Annotated in this window: 15 protein-coding genes; 8 read left to right on the forward strand and 7 right to left on the reverse strand. The window is 70.8% G+C overall.

The genetic code is table 11. The annotated features are described in order from the left end of the window. Positions 1 to 868 precede the first annotated feature (868 nt). Both groES and groL read left to right on the forward strand, forming a co-directional pair. Positions 869 to 1,177 carry a co-chaperone GroES gene (gene groES / locus ACIQK6_RS00455; RefSeq protein WP_030011064.1) on the forward strand — a complete coding sequence of 103 codons (309 nt, stop codon included), beginning with the start codon at positions 869 to 871 and terminating at the stop codon, positions 1,175 to 1,177. Positions 1,178 to 1,287: 110 nt separating this feature from the next. Continuing rightward, on the forward strand, positions 1,288 to 2,916 hold the full coding sequence (gene groL / locus ACIQK6_RS00460) for a chaperonin GroEL (RefSeq protein ID WP_329099535.1): 1,629 nt from the start codon (positions 1,288 to 1,290) through the stop codon (positions 2,914 to 2,916). Between the two features lie 79 nt (positions 2,917 to 2,995). Here groL and ACIQK6_RS00465 read toward each other — a convergent pair whose 3' ends face one another. The 3 genes from ACIQK6_RS00465 to ACIQK6_RS00475 all read right to left on the reverse strand — a co-directional run bounded on the left by ACIQK6_RS00465 (position 2,996) and on the right by ACIQK6_RS00475 (position 5,294). Then, positions 2,996 to 3,706, reverse strand: coding sequence for an ester cyclase (locus tag ACIQK6_RS00465; protein ID WP_402694042.1), 711 nt, complete (start codon positions 3,704 to 3,706; stop codon positions 2,996 to 2,998). Positions 3,707 to 3,802: 96 nt separating this feature from the next. Then, the gene (locus ACIQK6_RS00470) at positions 3,803 to 4,576 is read right to left on the reverse strand and encodes an SDR family oxidoreductase (RefSeq protein WP_329099533.1); all 774 of its coding nucleotides are present in this window, start codon (positions 4,574 to 4,576) and stop codon (positions 3,803 to 3,805) included. 31 nt (positions 4,577 to 4,607) lie between these two features. Then, positions 4,608 to 5,294 (reverse strand): MOSC domain-containing protein, encoded by a 687-nt coding sequence (locus ACIQK6_RS00475; RefSeq protein WP_329099532.1) that lies wholly within the window; start codon positions 5,292 to 5,294, stop codon positions 4,608 to 4,610. Between the two features lie 89 nt (positions 5,295 to 5,383). Between ACIQK6_RS00475 and ACIQK6_RS00480 the strand changes: the two genes are divergently transcribed. Beyond that, the gene (locus ACIQK6_RS00480) at positions 5,384 to 6,283 is read left to right on the forward strand and encodes a LysR family transcriptional regulator (RefSeq protein ID WP_402694043.1); all 900 of its coding nucleotides are present in this window, start codon (positions 5,384 to 5,386) and stop codon (positions 6,281 to 6,283) included. Between the two features lie 144 nt (positions 6,284 to 6,427). On the opposite strand, the gene ACIQK6_RS00485 is transcribed toward ACIQK6_RS00480, so the two are convergent. Next, positions 6,428 to 6,754 (reverse strand): WhiB family transcriptional regulator, encoded by a 327-nt coding sequence (locus ACIQK6_RS00485; RefSeq protein ID WP_030011164.1) that lies wholly within the window; start codon positions 6,752 to 6,754, stop codon positions 6,428 to 6,430. Positions 6,755 to 7,134: 380 nt separating this feature from the next. On the opposite strand from ACIQK6_RS00485, the gene ACIQK6_RS00490 reads away from it, so the two are divergent. From ACIQK6_RS00490 to ACIQK6_RS00505, 4 genes are all read left to right on the forward strand, one after another. Then, on the forward strand, positions 7,135 to 7,746 hold the full coding sequence (locus ACIQK6_RS00490; protein WP_003948568.1) for a response regulator transcription factor: 612 nt from the start codon (positions 7,135 to 7,137) through the stop codon (positions 7,744 to 7,746). Positions 7,747 to 8,106: 360 nt separating this feature from the next. After that, positions 8,107 to 8,736: a sigma-70 family RNA polymerase sigma factor gene (locus ACIQK6_RS00495; RefSeq protein ID WP_030389108.1), complete on the forward strand. Its 630-nt coding sequence runs from the start codon at positions 8,107 to 8,109 to the stop codon at positions 8,734 to 8,736. A 259-nt stretch (positions 8,737 to 8,995) separates the two neighbouring features. Continuing rightward, positions 8,996 to 10,495 (forward strand): IMP dehydrogenase, encoded by a 1,500-nt coding sequence (gene guaB, locus ACIQK6_RS00500; RefSeq protein ID WP_329099529.1) that lies wholly within the window; start codon positions 8,996 to 8,998, stop codon positions 10,493 to 10,495. Positions 10,496 to 10,637: 142 nt separating this feature from the next. Then, on the forward strand, positions 10,638 to 11,762 hold the full coding sequence (locus tag ACIQK6_RS00505) for a GuaB3 family IMP dehydrogenase-related protein (RefSeq protein WP_329099528.1): 1,125 nt from the start codon (positions 10,638 to 10,640) through the stop codon (positions 11,760 to 11,762). A 72-nt stretch (positions 11,763 to 11,834) separates the two neighbouring features. Here ACIQK6_RS00505 and ACIQK6_RS00510 read toward each other — a convergent pair whose 3' ends face one another. The 3 genes from ACIQK6_RS00510 to ACIQK6_RS00520 form a co-directional block, all read right to left on the reverse strand. Next, positions 11,835 to 12,002 carry a hypothetical protein gene (locus ACIQK6_RS00510; protein WP_329099527.1) on the reverse strand — a complete coding sequence of 56 codons (168 nt, stop codon included), beginning with the start codon at positions 12,000 to 12,002 and terminating at the stop codon, positions 11,835 to 11,837. A gap of 138 nt (positions 12,003 to 12,140) precedes the next feature. After that, positions 12,141 to 12,608 carry a hypothetical protein gene (locus ACIQK6_RS00515; protein WP_329099526.1) on the reverse strand — a complete coding sequence of 156 codons (468 nt, stop codon included), beginning with the start codon at positions 12,606 to 12,608 and terminating at the stop codon, positions 12,141 to 12,143. 115 nt (positions 12,609 to 12,723) lie between these two features. Then, complete coding sequence (locus tag ACIQK6_RS00520; protein WP_329099524.1) at positions 12,724 to 13,953, reverse strand: nucleotide sugar dehydrogenase; 1,230 nt, start codon at positions 13,951 to 13,953, stop codon at positions 12,724 to 12,726. 228 nt (positions 13,954 to 14,181) lie between these two features. Between ACIQK6_RS00520 and ACIQK6_RS00525 the strand changes: the two genes are divergently transcribed. Continuing rightward, the gene (locus ACIQK6_RS00525) at positions 14,182 to 15,888 is read left to right on the forward strand and encodes a glycerol-3-phosphate dehydrogenase/oxidase (RefSeq protein ID WP_329099523.1); all 1,707 of its coding nucleotides are present in this window, start codon (positions 14,182 to 14,184) and stop codon (positions 15,886 to 15,888) included. Positions 15,889 to 16,195 lie beyond the last annotated feature (307 nt).

The following is a 16,195-nucleotide window of genomic DNA, read 5'->3' on the forward strand; positions in this document are numbered from 1 at the left end:
CCCGCCCCACAACCGCGGGCGGGGCGGGGGGGGGGGCCCCGCGCGGGGGGGGGGGGGGGGGGTGGGGGGGGGGGGGTTGTTGGTGTGGGTCGGTCCGGGGGCCGTGGTGGGGTGTCTCCTCGGCTCGGCGCGTGCGGGCACGTCTCGGTTGTGCTCGGTGGTAGCGCCTCGTCCTGCGGGGACACCCCACCACGTCCCCCCTCCCCTCAGCCGCACAAACCCACAGGGAAGCCCCCCACTGACCTGTTGGCGCCGCAGGCCCACCGGGAAACACACCGCTCCCCCCGGGCGGTGCAGGCCCACGGGGAAAGGGGGCCGCTCACCCGTCGGCGGTGCAGGCCCATGGGGAAGGGGGCTGCTCACCCGTTGGCGGTGCAGGCCCATCGGGAACGGGGTCAGTCACCCGTTGGGGGTGCAGGTTCATGGGCAGGTGGGGGACAAGGTTGGGCTGTCGGAGCCGTGCCGTGGGGTGGGGACACGGAGGAGGGTCCCCGCAGGACGAGCGCGCAACCCAGGCCGAACGGCAGAACCGCGGCCGCCTGGCGCGAGCCGAGGAGACCCTCCTGCGGGGCACCGCCCCACCCTTTGAAGCCCCGCCGGCGTTTGAGGCGAACCACCTCGACACGAGGGAAACGTGCCACCGAGCCGCAAATCCGCCGAGCCCCCCGCAGGGGCCCCGCAACACCCGGCGTCGAGAATTGGCACTCCGCTTGACCGAGTGCTAATCGCCGGAATAGTCTCGCACCTGGCACTCACCCCCGGTGAGTGCCAACACAGCGACAGGCAGGTCCGGCACCCGCGACGACGGATCGACCTGGTCGCCACCTCAGACAGTTAACCCCGGATCTCCGAAGGGGGAGGTCGGATCGTGACGACCGCCAGCTCCAAGGTTGCCATCAAGCCGCTTGAGGACCGCATTGTGGTCCAGCCGCTCGACGCCGAGCAGACCACGGCCTCCGGCCTGGTCATCCCGGACACCGCGAAGGAGAAGCCCCAGGAGGGCGTCGTCCTCGCGGTGGGCCCGGGTCGCTTCGAGGACGGCCAGCGTCTCCCGCTGGACGTCACCGTCGGCGACATCGTGCTGTACAGCAAGTACGGCGGCACCGAAGTGAAGTACAGCGGCGAGGAGTACCTCGTCCTCTCGGCTCGCGACGTGCTCGCGATCGTCGAGAAGTAATTCGCTTCAAGAAGTTTGCTTGAGCTGCGCCCCTGGTCACCCCGCTGATTGCCGGGCGGCGAGGGGCGCGGTTCGTTAAACCTAGTTTTCGAGAGGGCTGAACCGCTCCCATGGCGAAGATCCTGAAGTTCGACGAGGACGCCCGTCGCGCCCTCGAGCGCGGCGTCAACAAGCTTGCCGACACGGTCAAGGTGACGATCGGCCCCAAGGGCCGCAACGTCGTCATCGACAAGAAGTTCGGCGCCCCCACCATCACCAACGACGGTGTCACCATCGCCCGCGAGGTCGAGCTGGACGACCCGTACGAGAACCTGGGCGCGCAGCTCGTGAAGGAGGTGGCGACCAAGACCAACGACATCGCGGGTGACGGCACCACCACCGCCACCGTGCTGGCCCAGGCGCTGGTCCGCGAGGGTCTGCGCAACGTCGCCGCGGGTGCTTCCCCGGCCGCCCTGAAGAAGGGCATCGACGCCGCGGTCAAGGCCGTGTCCGAGGAGCTCCTCGCGACCGCCCGCCCGATCGAGGACAAGTCCGACATCGCCGCCGTGGCCGCGCTCTCCGCGCAGGACCAGCAGGTCGGCGAGCTCATCGCCGAGGCGATGGACAAGGTCGGCAAGGACGGTGTCATCACCGTCGAGGAGTCCAACACCTTCGGCCTGGAGCTGGAGTTCACCGAGGGCATGGCCTTCGACAAGGGCTACCTCTCGCCGTACATGGTCTCCGACCAGGAGCGTATGGAGGCCGTCCTCGACGACCCGTACATCCTGATCAACCAGGGCAAGATCTCCTCGATCCAGGACCTGCTGCCGCTGCTGGAGAAGGTCATCCAGGCCGGCGCCTCCAAGCCGCTGCTGATCATCGCCGAGGACGTCGAGGGCGAGGCGCTCTCCACCCTCGTCGTCAACAAGATCCGCGGCACCTTCAACGCGGTGGCCGTCAAGGCCCCCGGCTTCGGTGACCGTCGCAAGGCGATGCTCCAGGACATGGCCACCCTCACCGGTGCCACCGTCATCGCCGAGGAGGTCGGCCTCAAGCTCGACCAGGCCGGTCTGGACGTACTGGGCTCCGCCCGCCGCGTGACCATCTCCAAGGACGACACCACCATCGTCGACGGTGGCGGCAGCTCCGACGAGGTCCTCGGCCGCGTCAACCAGATCAAGGCCGAGATCGAGTCGACCGACTCGGACTGGGACCGCGAGAAGCTGCAGGAGCGCCTGGCGAAGCTCGCCGGCGGCGTCTGCGTCATCAAGGTCGGCGCCGCCACCGAGGTGGAGCTCAAGGAGAAGAAGCACCGTCTCGAGGACGCCATCTCGGCGACCCGCGCCGCGGTCGAGGAGGGCATCGTCTCCGGCGGTGGCTCCGCGCTCGTCCACGCCGTGAAGGTCCTCGAGGGCAACCTCGGCCTGTCGGGCGACGAGGCCACCGGTGTCGCGGTCGTGCGCCGCGCCGCCGTCGAGCCGCTGCGCTGGATCGCCGAGAACGCCGGTCTCGAGGGTTACGTCATCACCTCGAAGGTCGCCGAGCTCGACAAGGGCCAGGGCTTCAACGCCGCCACCGGCGAGTACGGCGACCTGGTCAAGGCCGGCGTCATCGACCCGGTGAAGGTCACCCGTTCCGCGCTGGAGAACGCCGCCTCCATCGCCTCCCTGCTGCTCACGACCGAGACCCTGGTCGTCGAGAAGCCGGCGGAGGACGAGGGCGACGCCGGTCACGGCCACGGTCACGGCCACAGCCACTGATCGCGCGCACCACGCCGGGAAGGCCCCGTTCCGCAGTCGCGGAGCGGGGCCTTCCCGTTGCCTTCCCCGTGATGGGGCCTCAGGTTCCGTACGGCGAACCCGTTCCGCCCATCTGCTGTTGCAGGGCTCCGGGGTTGTAGTGCCACCAGCCCTCGATGATCTCTCCTTCTAGGCACCGGAACGTGGTGCTCCCGGACATCTCGTACGTCTTCCCGGTCGGTGCGACCCCCATGAACGAGCCCTTGTGGGTACCGCGCCACTTCCAGACCGTCGTGACCATGTCGCCCTCGGCCAGCTGGGCCGTCGGCTCGAAGGTCATGTCGAAGCCCGCGCGCCACGTCTCCATGTCCGACTTCATGGCCTCGCGTCCGATGACGGTGGACTCCGCCCTGCTGGCGTCGTGGTCGATGTAGTTCGTCGCGAAGCACTCGTCGAGGACGCTCATGTTCCCGGCCATGGCCGCTTCTTCGAACACCCGGTTGGCGAGCTGCTTGTTGAGGTGTTCGTCGCGGACCACGTCGAGGTTCATGAACTTCGGCATGCCTTCGCAGAGGGCCACCATTTCCTGGAACATCCGGTCCGTCTCGGGGAGGTGGGAGTTCTTCATGGCCTCCTCGTACGAGGCGAACTCCACCATGTCCACGTAGTGGTTCCGGGCCTCGCGGTCCTGGCCGATCATCGTGTGCGTGGCGGTGCGCCGGCCGCTGCTCTGCTCCGCCCAGCGGTCGATGAGCGCGTTCATCTCGTCGAACCGCCTGGTCTCATAATCGATCACTTGTACGAATGTCATCGCGTCGCCTCCCGCGCTGGATGGGACAGGTCCAGTTTAGGGAGATTTCCCCCGGTTGGCCGCTCGTGAAGGGGCCCCGCGGGGCGCCCTCCAGGGCTACTGGGGGCCGTACTTGCGGCCCGTGCGCGAGGACACCCCGCCCAGCAGTCCGCGCGGCGTCAGCTTCACCACGCCCATCAGCGCCTTGTACCGCGGGTCCGGGATCGACACCGTCTTCCCGCGGGCCAGGTCGGCCAGGGCCGCGGTCACCAGCTTGTCGGCGTCCAGCCACATCCAGCCGGGGATGTTGTCCGTGCCCATGCCGGCCCGCTGGTGGAACTCCGTCCGGACGAAGCCGGGGCACAGGGCCATCAGCCGCACCCCGGAGCCCGCCAGGTCCCGCGCCGCACCCTGGGTGAACTGCACGACCCAGGCCTTGCTCGCCCCGTACGTGCCGCGCGGTACGAAGGCGGCCACCGAGGCCACGTTGATCACGCCGCCCCGGCCGCGCGAGCGCATCGATTCCGTGGCCGCCGAGGTCAGCCGCAGGACCGCCTCGACGTGCACCTTCAGCATGGTCAACTCGTCGGCCATGGAGACTTCGAGGTAGCGGCCCTTGTTGCCGAAGCCCGCGTTGTTGACCAGCAGGTCCACCGGGTGGGTGCGGTCGTCGAGGCGATCCTCGACCGCCGCGATGCCCTCCTCCGTGGAGAGGTCGGCGGCCAGCACCTCGGCCTCGATGCCGTGCCGGTCGTGCAGCTCGGTGGCCTGCTCGCCGAGCCGCTTCGTGTCGCGCGCCACCAGCACCAGATTGTGCCCCTGGGCGGCCAGCCGCCGGGCGAAGGCGGCGCCGATGCCCGCCGTGGATCCCGTAATCAACGCAGTCGTCATAGGCGCAACCTAGCTTCCCGGGATGACGGTGCTACCTCGCCCCGGTCCCCGCCCCGTACTTCTCCACGCACAGGCGAACCCGCTCGCGGGCCTTCGGCTCCATCGCCTCGCCCGCGGCCAGGGTGAGCGGCAGCAGCGCCCGCTCGGTGGTGAAGGCGCGGAACCACAGTTGCACCGTCACGTCGTGGTCCGGTCGGTGGACGATCTGGATGGGGTCGCCGGGGGAGACCGAACCCTCCTCGATCACCCGCAGGTACGCTCCCGGCCGGGCCTCCTCGGTGAACCGCTTGACCCAGCCGGCCTCGCCCATGGCCCCCTGGAAGGTCCGGCACGGGATGCGGGCCGAGGCCACTTCGAGGACGAGGTCCGCGCCGACCTGCCAGCGTTCACCGATCCGCGCGGCGTTCAGGTCGATGCCGGAGGTGGTGAGGTTCTCGCCGAAGAGCCCGCCGGGCAGTTCGCGGCCCAGCAGCTGCTCCCACAGGTCCAGGTCCTCGCGGGCGTACGCGTAGACGGCCTGGTGGTCGCCGCCGTGGTGGCGCCGGTCGCAGATGGCGTCACCTTCCAGGCCGCTGCCGAGGCCGGTGGCCTTGGGGCCCGGGGCGACGACGCGGACCGGTCCGGGCACGGGACGTTTGCCGATGCCCGTCATGCCGCCCTCCGCGTCGGTGTAGTCGACAGCCGTGGCGCGGCCGAGGTTCACAGAGATCAATTGCATGGAGCCCATGGGATCACGCTAACCGGAGCCGCCTCAAAGTGACACCGGAGTATTGGCGTGGAAATCAAAGTAGGGCTTATGCTCGAAGGGTGATCGAAGCACGCCATCTCCGGGTTCTGCGCGCCGTCGCCGGGACCGGGTCCTTCTCGGCCGCCGCCCGCGAGCTCGGCTGCACCCAGCCCGCCGTCTCCCAGCAGATGAAGGCGCTGGAGCAGTCGGCCGGCACCCCGCTGCTGATCCGCACCGGTCGCGAGATGCGGCTGACCCAGGCGGGCGAGGCCCTGGTCCGCCATGCCGCGGGGATCCTGGCCGGGCTGACCGCCGCGGAGGAGGAGGTCGCGGCCATCGCGGGGCTGCGCGCGGGTCGGGTCCGGCTCGTGTCCTTCCCCAGCGGCAGTTCCACCCTGGTGCCGACCGCACTCGCCGCGATGCGCGCCGAGCACCCCGGGACCCGCATCTCGCTGGTCGAGGCGGAGCCGCCGCGTTCGGTGGAGATGCTCCGCGAGGGCGACTGCGACCTGGCGCTGGCCTTCCGGTACGGCGGGGCGGACCATTCCGCCGCGGAGTGGGACGACCTCGTGGTGCGGCCGCTGCTGACCGACCGGCTCGTCGGGTTGGTCCCCGAGGGGCACCGGCTGGCCGGGGCGGAGCGCGTGGGCATGGCGGAGCTGGCGGACGACCCCTGGATCGCCGGCTGTCCGCGCTGCCGTCGCCATCTGGTGGACGTGTGCGAGGGCGCGGGCTTCACCCCGCGCATCGACTTCGCCACCGACGACTACCCGGCGGTGGTCGGCCTGGTCGGCGCGGGGCTGGGCGTGGCGGTACTGCCGGAGCTCGCGGTGGAGTCCGTACGGGCCAAGGGTGTGAGCACGGTGTCGGTGGAGCCGGCCGTCGAGCGCGAGGTGGTGGCGCTGACCCTGCCCGACCTGGCCCGGGTGCCGGCCGTGGCCGCGACCCTGGCCGAACTGGAGCGGGCGGCCGCGCGCTGACGCGCGTCCGCCCCCGGCGGCGGCCGGGGGCGCACACGTCGTGGGGCCGGGTACGGCCGAACGGGTGAAACGCGGGCCGGGCGGCGACACGCCCGGGTGTGTTGGTGATTCGAGGAAACGTTCCTTCGGACGTTTCGGCGACTCTCAGTTCGGCGCGATCGGTCCGATCGCACTCGACGCGGGGATCAGGCGGTGCCGGGCGCGGCCCATCAGTTCCTCGCGCTCGTCCTCGGTGAGGCCGCCCCACACCCCGTAGGGCTCTCGGACGGCGAGTGCGTGCGCGGCGCATTCCGAACGCACCGGGCATCTCATGCAGACCTCTTTAGCCGAGGCCTCGCGCGCGCTCCTGGCCGCGCCCCGCTCGCCTTCCGGGTGGAAGAAGAGAGAGCTGTCGACCCCGCGGCAGGCGGCTAGCAGCTGCCAGTCCCAGAGGTCGGCGTTCGGTCCGGGGAGGCGGGAGAAATCTGCCATTGGTAGTCCCTCTTGGTGCCGGTACTGAGGCGGATACGGTCCATGTCTCCACACCTACTGTCGGAGTAGATGTAAATATGACTCATTGGGAATCTAGCCTCAGACACGTGCCAAACGGAAGGAAAGCCGCCAAATAGGGCATAGCTCCAGATGGAGGACAAGCGGCTCGTGGCTCCAGCGCCGTGATCGCTTCCTCACGTAGAGTGCTGAAGGTGTCCGTCCGACCCGTAACTCTTTCGAGTGACCATCGTTGAGAGTGCGAAGGCGGTTGAACCAATAAGTTCTCGGACAGGTGTCCGGGGGCATCGACCGCACAGGTGACGATACGTACCAGCCTGGAGGCTCAAGGTGACGCGCATCAGCAGCTGCGGAGGGCGGTCATGACATCCGTCCTCGTCTGCGACGACTCCCCGCTTGCCCGAGAGGCGCTCCGTCGCGCGGTTGCCACCGTGCCCGGCGTCGAGCGTGTGACGACGGCTGCCAACGGCGAGGAAGTCCTCCGCCGCTGGGGCGCCGACCGCTCCGACCTGATTCTGATGGATGTACGGATGCCCGGGCTGGGCGGTGTGGAGACGGTCCGTCGACTGCTCTCGGCCGACCCCGGCGCCCGCATCATCATGCTGACGGTCGCCGAGGACCTGGACGGCGTGGCCCTCGCGGTCGCCGCCGGCGCCCGTGGGTACCTGCACAAGGACGCCTCGCGCGCCGAACTGCGGGCCACGGTCACCCAGGCCCTCGCCGACCCGACCTGGCGACTGGCCCCGCGCCGGCTCCGCTCGGCCGAGATGGGCGCCGCGCCCACGCTCACCGCGCGCGAGATCCAGGTGCTGGAGGGCATGAGCCACGGCCGGTCCAACGCGGAGATCGGGCGCGAGCTCTTCCTCTCCGAGGACACGGTCAAGACGCACGCCCGCCGGCTGTTCAAGAAGCTCGGGGCCTCGGACCGGGCGCACGCGGTGGCACTCGGTTTCCGCTGGGGTCTGGTTCGCTGACCTCCCGGTCGTGGCCGGGCCCGGCCCGGTCCGCCACAGGCCGCGGATGGTCGGGAGAGGTCCCGTCCGCCACCTGCGGACGGGGCGGCGCGCCGCCCTCGACGGCTCGTCTGATCGAGGGCATCCCCGTCCCCGCCGTACCCGGTGCGCACCCGGGGATTGGCGGGGCACAATCCGGGGGACGTCTCGCTTCGTGCGCGATGCCGCATCCTTGAGGGTGTGGAGTCTCTCGGGGACTATTCGGCCGAGCGGGAGGGGAGGGCGCAGATGATGAGTTCCGGCGCACCTGCTCATAACGCTTCGATGCACAACAAGGGCCATGGCGGCGCGGATGCTCCGGCGCCAAGGCACCATGGATTGATGCGCGACGACGAGGCCCTGGGGTCACCCGCGGCCACAGGCCCGACCGGCGCCGCCAAAGGCGGCAGTGCCGGGGGCGTCAGCGCGCTCGTACGCAGGGCGGTGGAGGGTGACGAGCAGGCCACGCACGACCTGCTCGCCTTCGTGCACCCCCTCGCGATCCGCTACTGCCGCACCCGGCTCTCGCGATTGCCGGGTGACGCTCGTCACTTCGTGGAGGACCTGGCGCAGGAGGTCTGCGTCGCCGTCCTGATGGCGCTGCCGCGCTACCGGGACACCGGGCGGCCCTTCGAGGCCTTCGTCTTCGCGATCGCCGCGCACAAGGTCGCCGACCTGCAGCGGGCCGCCATGCGGCACCCGGGCAGCACGGCCGTGCCCTCCGACGAGATGCCGGAGCGGCCCGACGACTCGCTGGGCCCGGAGGAGCGCGCGCTGCTCAGCAGCGACGCCGCCTGGGCCAAGAAGCTGCTGGCCAACCTCCCGGAGAACCAGCGCGAGCTCCTCGTGCTGCGGGTGGCCGTCGGGCTGACCGCGGAGGAGACCGGCCAGATGCTCGGAATGTCCCCGGGGGCCGTGCGCGTGGCCCAGCACCGCGCGCTCAGCCGGCTGCGGGCACTCGCCGAGCAGTAGGCAGCCGTGCGGGCCGCGCGGTCTCGTGGCCCGCCGCGGTCCGTACGGCTCGAAGCGGCTCGAAACGGCCCGGAAGGGCTCCGTGCCGGTCCGTGCGCACAGCTCGGCGTGGCTCCACATGGCTCTGCGTGGGCCTCGGCCACGGGCCGCAATCGTAGGAAGTGACGAAACTTCTGCTTGACCTTGGTCGTGGAATGAGACGCGTCGGGATCCCGTTAGCATGGACATCCGCGCTGAGCAAGACCATTGGGAAGGTGTCATGACCGCCGACGGAGTGCCCGACAAATTCGCCACGCTCGGACTGACCTACGACGACGTGCTGCTGCTGCCGGGCGCGTCGGACATGGCGCCTGATGCGATCGACACCTCTTCCCTCATCTCGCGCAACGTGCGCGTCAACGTTCCGCTGCTGTCCGCCGCCATGGACAAGGTCACCGAGTCCCGCATGGCCATCGCCATGGCCCGGCAGGGCGGCGTCGGCGTGCTGCACCGCAACCTCTCCATCGCCGACCAGGCCAACCAGGTCGACCTGGTCAAGCGCTCCGAGTCCGGCATGGTCACCGACCCGATCACGGTGCACCCGGACGCGACGCTGCGCGAGGCCGACGAGCTCTGCGCGAAGTTCCGCATCTCCGGCGTCCCGGTCACCGACCCCGCCGGCAAGCTCCTCGGCATCGTCACCAACCGCGACATGGCCTTCGAGTCGGACCGCAGCCGCCAGGTGCGCGAGGTCATGACCCCGATGCCGCTGGTCACGGGCAAGGTCGGCATCTCGGGCGTGGACGCCATGGAGCTGCTGCGCCGCCACAAGATCGAGAAGCTTCCGCTGGTCGACGACGCGGGCATCCTCAAGGGCCTCATCACGGTCAAGGACTTCGTCAAGGCCGAGAAGTACCCGAACGCCGCCAAGGACAAGGGCGGCCGGCTCCTCGTCGGCGCGGCCGTCGGCGTCGCCGGCGACGCGTACGAGCGCGCCCAGGCCCTGATCGAGGCGGGCGCCGACTTCATCGTCGTCGACACCGCCCACGGTCACTCCCGCCTGGTCGGCGACATGGTCGCCAAGATCAAGTCGAACTCCACCGTCGACGTCATCGGCGGCAACGTCGCCACGCGTGACGGTGCGCAGGCGCTGATCGACGCCGGCTGCGACGGCATCAAGGTCGGCGTCGGCCCCGGCTCCATCTGCACCACCCGCGTCGTCGCCGGCATCGGCGTCCCGCAGGTCACCGCGATCTACGAGGCCTCGCTCGCCGCCAAGGCGGCCGGTGTCCCGGTCATCGGCGACGGCGGCCTGCAGTACTCCGGCGACATCGCCAAGGCCCTGGTCGCGGGTGCCGACACGGTGATGCTCGGCTCGCTGCTCGCGGGCTGCGAGGAGTCCCCGGGCGAGCTGCTCTTCATCAACGGCAAGCAGTTCAAGTCGTACCGCGGCATGGGTTCGCTCGGCGCGATGCAGTCCCGCGGCGAGCAGAAGTCCTTCTCCAAGGACCGCTACTTCCAGGAGGGCGTGGGCGGCGACGACAAGCTCATCCCCGAGGGCATCGAGGGCCAGGTCCCCTACCGGGGTCCGCTCTCCGCGGTCGTGCACCAGCTCGTCGGCGGCCTGCGCCAGTCGATGTTCTACGTGGGCGGCCGCACGGTCCCCGAGCTGCAGGACCGCGGCCGGTTCGTCCGGATCACCTCGGCGGGCCTCAAGGAGAGCCACCCGCACGACATCCAGATGACGGTCGAAGCGCCGAACTACTCCCGCAAGGGCTGAACGGCATGAGGTGAGGGGGCGGGCCCGTCGGGCCCGCCCCTTCGCCGTGCCCGCGCAGCCGTCCGTACAGCGGTCACCGGAACGCGGGCCCCCGGCGTTCGGGGATACTGGACGGGCAGACCCAGAGGAAAGGCCACCACACGTGACTGAGATCGAGATCGGGCGCGGCAAGCGCGGCCGCAGGGCGTACGCGTTCGACGACATCGCCATCGTCCCGAGCCGGCGTACCCGGGACCCGAAGGAGGTCTCGATCGCCTGGCAGATCGACGCGTACCGCTTCGAGCTCCCCTTCCTGGCCGCCCCCATGGACTCGGTCGTCTCCCCGCAGACCGCCATCCGCATCGGCGAGCTCGGCGGCCTCGGCGTGCTGAACCTAGAAGGCCTGTGGACCCGGTACGAGGACCCGCAGCCGCTGCTCGACGAGATCACGGAGCTGGACGAGGAGGCCGCCACCCGCCGCCTCCAGGAGATCTACGCCGCTCCGATCCAGGCGGACCTGATCCGGCAGCGCATCAAGGAGGTCCGCGACTCCGGCGTCGTCACCGCCGCCGCGCTCTCCCCGCAGCGCACGGCCGAGTTCTCCAAGGCCGTCGTCGACGCGGGCGTGGACATCTTCGTGATCCGCGGCACCACCGTCTCCGCCGAGCACGTGTCGGGCGCCGCCGAGCCGCTCAACCTCAAGCAGTTCATCTACGAGCTCGACGTCCCGGTCATCGTCGGCGGCTGCGCCACCTACACGGCGGCCCTGCACCTGATGCGCACCGGCGCGGCCGGTGTCCTCGTCGGCTTCGGCGGCGGCGCCGCGCACACCACGCGCAACGTGCTCGGCATCCAGGTCCCGATGGCGACCGCCGTCGCGGACGTGGCCGCGGCCCGCCGCGACTACATGGACGAGTCCGGCGGCCGCTACGTGCACGTCATCGCCGACGGCGGCGTGGGCTGGTCCGGCGACATCCCGAAGGCCGTCGCCTGCGGCGCGGACGCCGTGATGATGGGCTCCCCGCTGGCCCGTGCCACCGACGCGCCCGGCAAGGGCAACCACTGGGGCATGGAGGCCGTCCACGAGGACGTGCCGCGCGGCAAGAAGGTCGACCTCGGCACCGTGGGCACCACCGAGGAGATCCTCACCGGTCCCTCGCACACCCCGGACGGCTCGATGAACATCTTCGGCGCGCTGCGCCGCTCGATGGCCACCACCGGCTACAGCGAGCTCAAGGAGTTCCAGCGGGTCGAGGTCACGATCGCGGACTCGCAGCACAGCCGCTGACCTCCTGCCACCACGTGCCGAAGGGCCCGGCCCCCGTTTCGGGGCCGGGCCCTTCGGCACGTGGTGGCAGGATCAGCCTTCGCCGCGCCGGCGCTTGCGCAGGTATTCGGTCCACGGATAGGCGCAGGCCACCGTCAGGAGGGCCGAGAGCAAGACCGGGCCCCAGTCCGGCCCCTCGGGGCTCAGTTCCGGGTCCGTCTCGGCGAACACGACGACGCCGGTGGCGATGGTGAAGAGCACCGTGAAGGTGCCCAGCAGCCAGATCCACGCCGTGACGGCGCCGCTGCGCGTGGGAGGGGCCGCCCGCCGCTGGACATTGGCCTGGTTCGGCCGCCGGCCCCGTCGTGCCTGCTCAGTGCCCCGTCGGCGGCCGGTGCGTCAGTGGCCGGCCTTCCGGGCCGCCTGGAACGCGGCGTAGCCGCCGATGGCGAGGAAGAGGAAGGTCATCGGGGAGGACACCTTCTGCCAGGTCTCGATCAGCTCGGGCACGCCCATGCCCAGGTCCGGGACGGTCGTGCCGAGCTCGTCCGCGAACATCCAGGCGATGCCGAAGAGCTGGCCGCCGAAGACGGCGGCCAGCGACAGCAGGACGCTGAGCACGGGCAGAACGGGGTTGGAGCCGCCCACCTTGCCGGCCGCGAGGCCGACGACCGCGCCGACGGCCACGGCGGCATAGCCGATCTGGTAGCCGCTGGCGCCGATGATCGCGCCGTAGACGCCGCCGGTGACGATCGCCGCGACGACCGAGGCGACGATGCCGAGGCCGAAGTTGCCGCTGCGGACCGGGGCCGGGGCGGCGACCGGGGTGTACGACTCGGGCGCGGGCGGCGTGAAGTTCTGGCTCATTGGAAAATCCCCCCAGGGATTCGAGCGTGCTTACGCCCCTCGGGTGTAAGTACGAGATAAGTGACGCCGCAGGCTAGCAGGCCGGTCGGACATCGACAGGGGGATTTTCCGGCGCTCAGAGGCGGTGGGCCGCGCCCACCGGGCTGGCGCCGCGGGTGTCCAGGAGCAGCTGGGCCTTCACGGCGAGGCCCTGCATGTCGTAGGTGCGGTGGTGCTGGAGCAGGATGGTCAGGTCCGCGTTCGCGGCGGCCTCGTAGAGCGACTCGGCGCGGGGGACCGGCTGGTCCCTGACCCGCCAGCCCGTGATGTACGGGTCGTGGTAGCTGATCAGCGCGCCCAGGTCGAGGAGGCGGCTGGCGATCTCGCGGGCCGGGGAGCCCTCCTGGTCGGCCAGGTCGGGCTTGTAGGTGACGCCGAGGAGCAGGACGCGGGCTCCGCGGGCGGATTTTCCGTGCTCGTTCAGCAGGGTGGCCGAGCGCTGGATGACGTACTGGGGCATCCGGTTGTTGATCTCCTGCGCCAGTCCGACCATGCGCAGGGGGTGGCCGGGGGTGCGCGTGGTGTGGGGGAGGTAGTTCGGGTCGAGGGGGACGCCGTGGCCGCCGACCCCCGGGCCGGGGCGGAAGGCCTGGAACCCGTACGGCTTGGTCTCGGCGCAGCGGATGACGTCCCACAGGTCGACGCCGAGGTCGTGGCAGAGCACGGCCATCTCGTTCATGAGGGCGATGTTGACGTGGCGGTAGTTCGTTTCGAGGAGCTGTACGGTCTCGGCCTCGCGCAGGCCGCGGGCGCGGACCACCTTCTCGGTGAGGCGGGCGTAGAAGGCGTGCGCGGACTCCGTGCAGGCGGGGGTGAGGCCGCCGATCACCTTGGGGGTGTTGGAGATGCCGTGGGTGCGGTTGCCCGGGTCGTGGCGGCTGGGGGAGTAGGCCAGGTGGAAGTCGCGGCCCGCCCGCAGCCCGGAGCCGGCTTCGAGGATCGGCCGCAGGTAGTCCTCGGTGACGCCCGGGTGGGCGGCGGATTCGAGGATCACGGTGGTGTGGGGGCGCAGCCGGGCGGCGAGCGCGCGGCCGGCCTCGCCGACGGCGGAGAGGTCCAGCGCGCGATCGGCGCCGAGCTGGGTGGGGGCGCAGATGACGGCCGTGCGGACCCGGCCGAGTTCGGCGGGGTTGGTGGTGACCCGGAAGCCGGCCGCCGACATGCGGCGGACCTCGGCGGCGGTGAGGGTGGAGTCCGTGACCGGACCGCTGTCGTAGCCGACCGTCTCGATTCCGGCGGCGACGGCCGCCTGGGCGAGTGGGAGGCCGAGATGGCCGAGTCCGATGACGGCGAGGTCTGCGGGCATGGGGGTGCCGTCCCTTCCCTGACATGAGGGGGCTGCCGCGCAAGTTCTCCGGGGACAGGGGAGCTGGCGCAATGTCAGACTAGGCTTATATATGACAGATATGTCGCATTCCGGAGTGAACGCCACCGTTGTGTTGTCCACAGGCGGTGGCTCATGTGGGTGCGGGCGGTCAGAATCGTGGAACGGGGCATGTGAGCGGGATCTCATCCGCACCAACGGGAGGCAGCCGTGAGGACAGCGACACTGGGGCCGGTGCAGCGGGCCGAGGCCCTCACCCGGATGGCCGAACGGGAACTGGACGTGCTGGTGGTGGGCGCGGGCGTGGTGGGCGCCGGCACCGCGCTCGACGCCGTGACGCGCGGCCTGTCGACCGGCCTGGTGGAGGCGCGGGACTGGGCCTCGGGCACCTCCAGCCGCTCCAGCAAGCTGATCCACGGCGGTTTGCGGTACCTGGAGATGCTCGACTTCGCCCTCGTGCGCGAGGCCCTGAAGGAGCGCGGGCTGTTGCTGGAGCGCCTGGCCCCGCACCTGGTGAAGCCGGTGCCCTTCCTGTACCCGTTGCAGCACAAGGGCTGGGAGCGGATCTACGCCGGCTCGGGCGTCGCGCTGTACGACGCGATGTCGGTCTCCAGCGGCCACGGGCGCGGCCTGCCCGTGCACCGGCACTTGTCGCGGGCGCGCGCGCTGCGGGTGGCGCCGGCGCTCCGCAAGGACGCGCTGGTGGGCGCCCTGCAGTACTACGACGCCCAGATGGACGACGCGCGCTACGTCACCACGCTCGTGCGGACGGCCGCCGCGTACGGGGCGCACTGCGCCAATCGGGCGAGGGTCATCGGCTTCCTGCGCGAGGGCGAACGGGTGGTCGGTGTGCGGGTGCGGGACGTGGAAGGGGGTGGCGAGTACGAGATCCGCGCGAAGCAGGTCGTGAACGCGACGGGCGTGTGGACGGACGACACCCAGGCGCTGATCGGGGAACGCGGCCAGTTCCACGTGCGGGCCTCGAAGGGCATCCATCTGGTCGTACCGAAGGACCGGATCCATTCGAGCACCGGACTGATCCTGCGGACTGAGAAGTCGGTGCTGTTCGTCATCCCGTGGGGCCGGCACTGGATCGTGGGGACCACGGACACCGACTGGGACCTGGACAAGGCGCATCCGGCGGCGTCGAGCGCGGACATCGACTACCTGCTGGAGCACGTGAACTCGGTGCTGGCGGTGCCGCTCACGCGCGACGACGTCCAAGGCGTGTACGCGGGCCTGCGGCCGCTGCTGGCCGGAGAGTCGGACGCGACGAGCAAGCTGTCGCGCGAGCACACGGTGGCGCATCCGGTGCCGGGGCTGGTGGTGGTCGCCGGGGGCAAGTACACGACGTACCGGGTCATGGCGAAGGACGCGGTCGACGAGGCCGTGCACGGCCTGGACCAGCGGGTGGCGGAGTGCGTGACGGAGGACGTGCCGCTGGTGGGGGCGGAGGGATACCGGGCGCTGTGGAACGGGCGGGCGCGGATCGCGGCCCGGACGGGGCTTCATGTGGTGCGGGTGGAGCACCTGTTGAACCGCTTCGGATCGCTGACGGAGGAACTGCTGGACCTGATGGCCGCCGATCCGGGACTGCGCGAGCCGGTGTCCGGTGCGGACGACTACCTGCGGGCGGAGATCGTGTACGCGGCCTCGCACGAGGGGGCCCGGCACCTGGACGACGTGCTGACGCGGCGGACCCGGATCTCGATCGAGACCTTCGACCGGGGGACGCGGTCGGCGCGGGAGTGCGCGGAGTTGATGGCCCCGGTGCTGGGGTGGGACAAGCAGCAGATCGAGAAGGAAGTCGAGCACTACGAGAAGCGGGTCCAGGCGGAGCGGGAGTCGCAGCGCCAGCCGGACGACCAGACGGCGGACGCGGCGCGCCTGGGGGCGCCCGACATCGTTCCGTTGTAACTCCGGGATGCGGAGGGGGGAACCGTAGACCCGGGGCGCCCGTCCGTTGCGGAGTGAGGAAGAATGAAGGTTCTGCCGGGGCGGGTTACAGCGGGCCCCGGCCGCCGGGTCGCTCAGCCGCTGGGGCAGGCGGAGCAGCGGCACGATCGCAGAGGGGACGCATGTCGAAGCCGGAGCACACCGAGTCGCCTGCCGGGTCGCCTGCGGCGAAGCCCAGCAGTGAGAAGTCCGGGGCTGACGCCGCGGCTTCGCCTGCCGGGTCGCCTGCGGCGAAGTCTGGCAGCGAGAAGGCTGTGGCTGCGCCCGC

It is taken from the genome of Streptomyces sp. NPDC091682, assembly GCF_044756625.1.
GTDB lineage: Bacteria > Actinomycetota > Actinomycetes > Streptomycetales > Streptomycetaceae > Streptomyces.

Coding starts and splice junctions, on each gene's coding strand:
- groL (WP_329099535.1), top strand. CDS start 1,288: ATGGCGAAGATCCTGAAGTTCGACGAGGACGCCCGTCGCGCCCTCGAG.
- ACIQK6_RS00465 (WP_402694042.1), bottom strand. CDS start 3,706: ATGACATTCGTACAAGTGATCGATTATGAGACCAGGCGGTTCGACGAG.
- ACIQK6_RS00470 (WP_329099533.1), bottom strand. CDS start 4,576: ATGACGACTGCGTTGATTACGGGATCCACGGCGGGCATCGGCGCCGCC.
- ACIQK6_RS00475 (WP_329099532.1), bottom strand. CDS start 5,294: ATGCAATTGATCTCTGTGAACCTCGGCCGCGCCACGGCTGTCGACTAC.
- ACIQK6_RS00485 (WP_030011164.1), bottom strand. CDS start 6,754: ATGGCAGATTTCTCCCGCCTCCCCGGACCGAACGCCGACCTCTGGGAC.
- ACIQK6_RS00490 (WP_003948568.1), top strand. CDS start 7,135: ATGACATCCGTCCTCGTCTGCGACGACTCCCCGCTTGCCCGAGAGGCG.
- ACIQK6_RS00495 (WP_030389108.1), top strand. CDS start 8,107: ATGCGCGACGACGAGGCCCTGGGGTCACCCGCGGCCACAGGCCCGACC.
- guaB (WP_329099529.1), top strand. CDS start 8,996: ATGACCGCCGACGGAGTGCCCGACAAATTCGCCACGCTCGGACTGACC.
- ACIQK6_RS00515 (WP_329099526.1), bottom strand. CDS start 12,608: ATGAGCCAGAACTTCACGCCGCCCGCGCCCGAGTCGTACACCCCGGTC.
- ACIQK6_RS00520 (WP_329099524.1), bottom strand. CDS start 13,953: ATGCCCGCAGACCTCGCCGTCATCGGACTCGGCCATCTCGGCCTCCCA.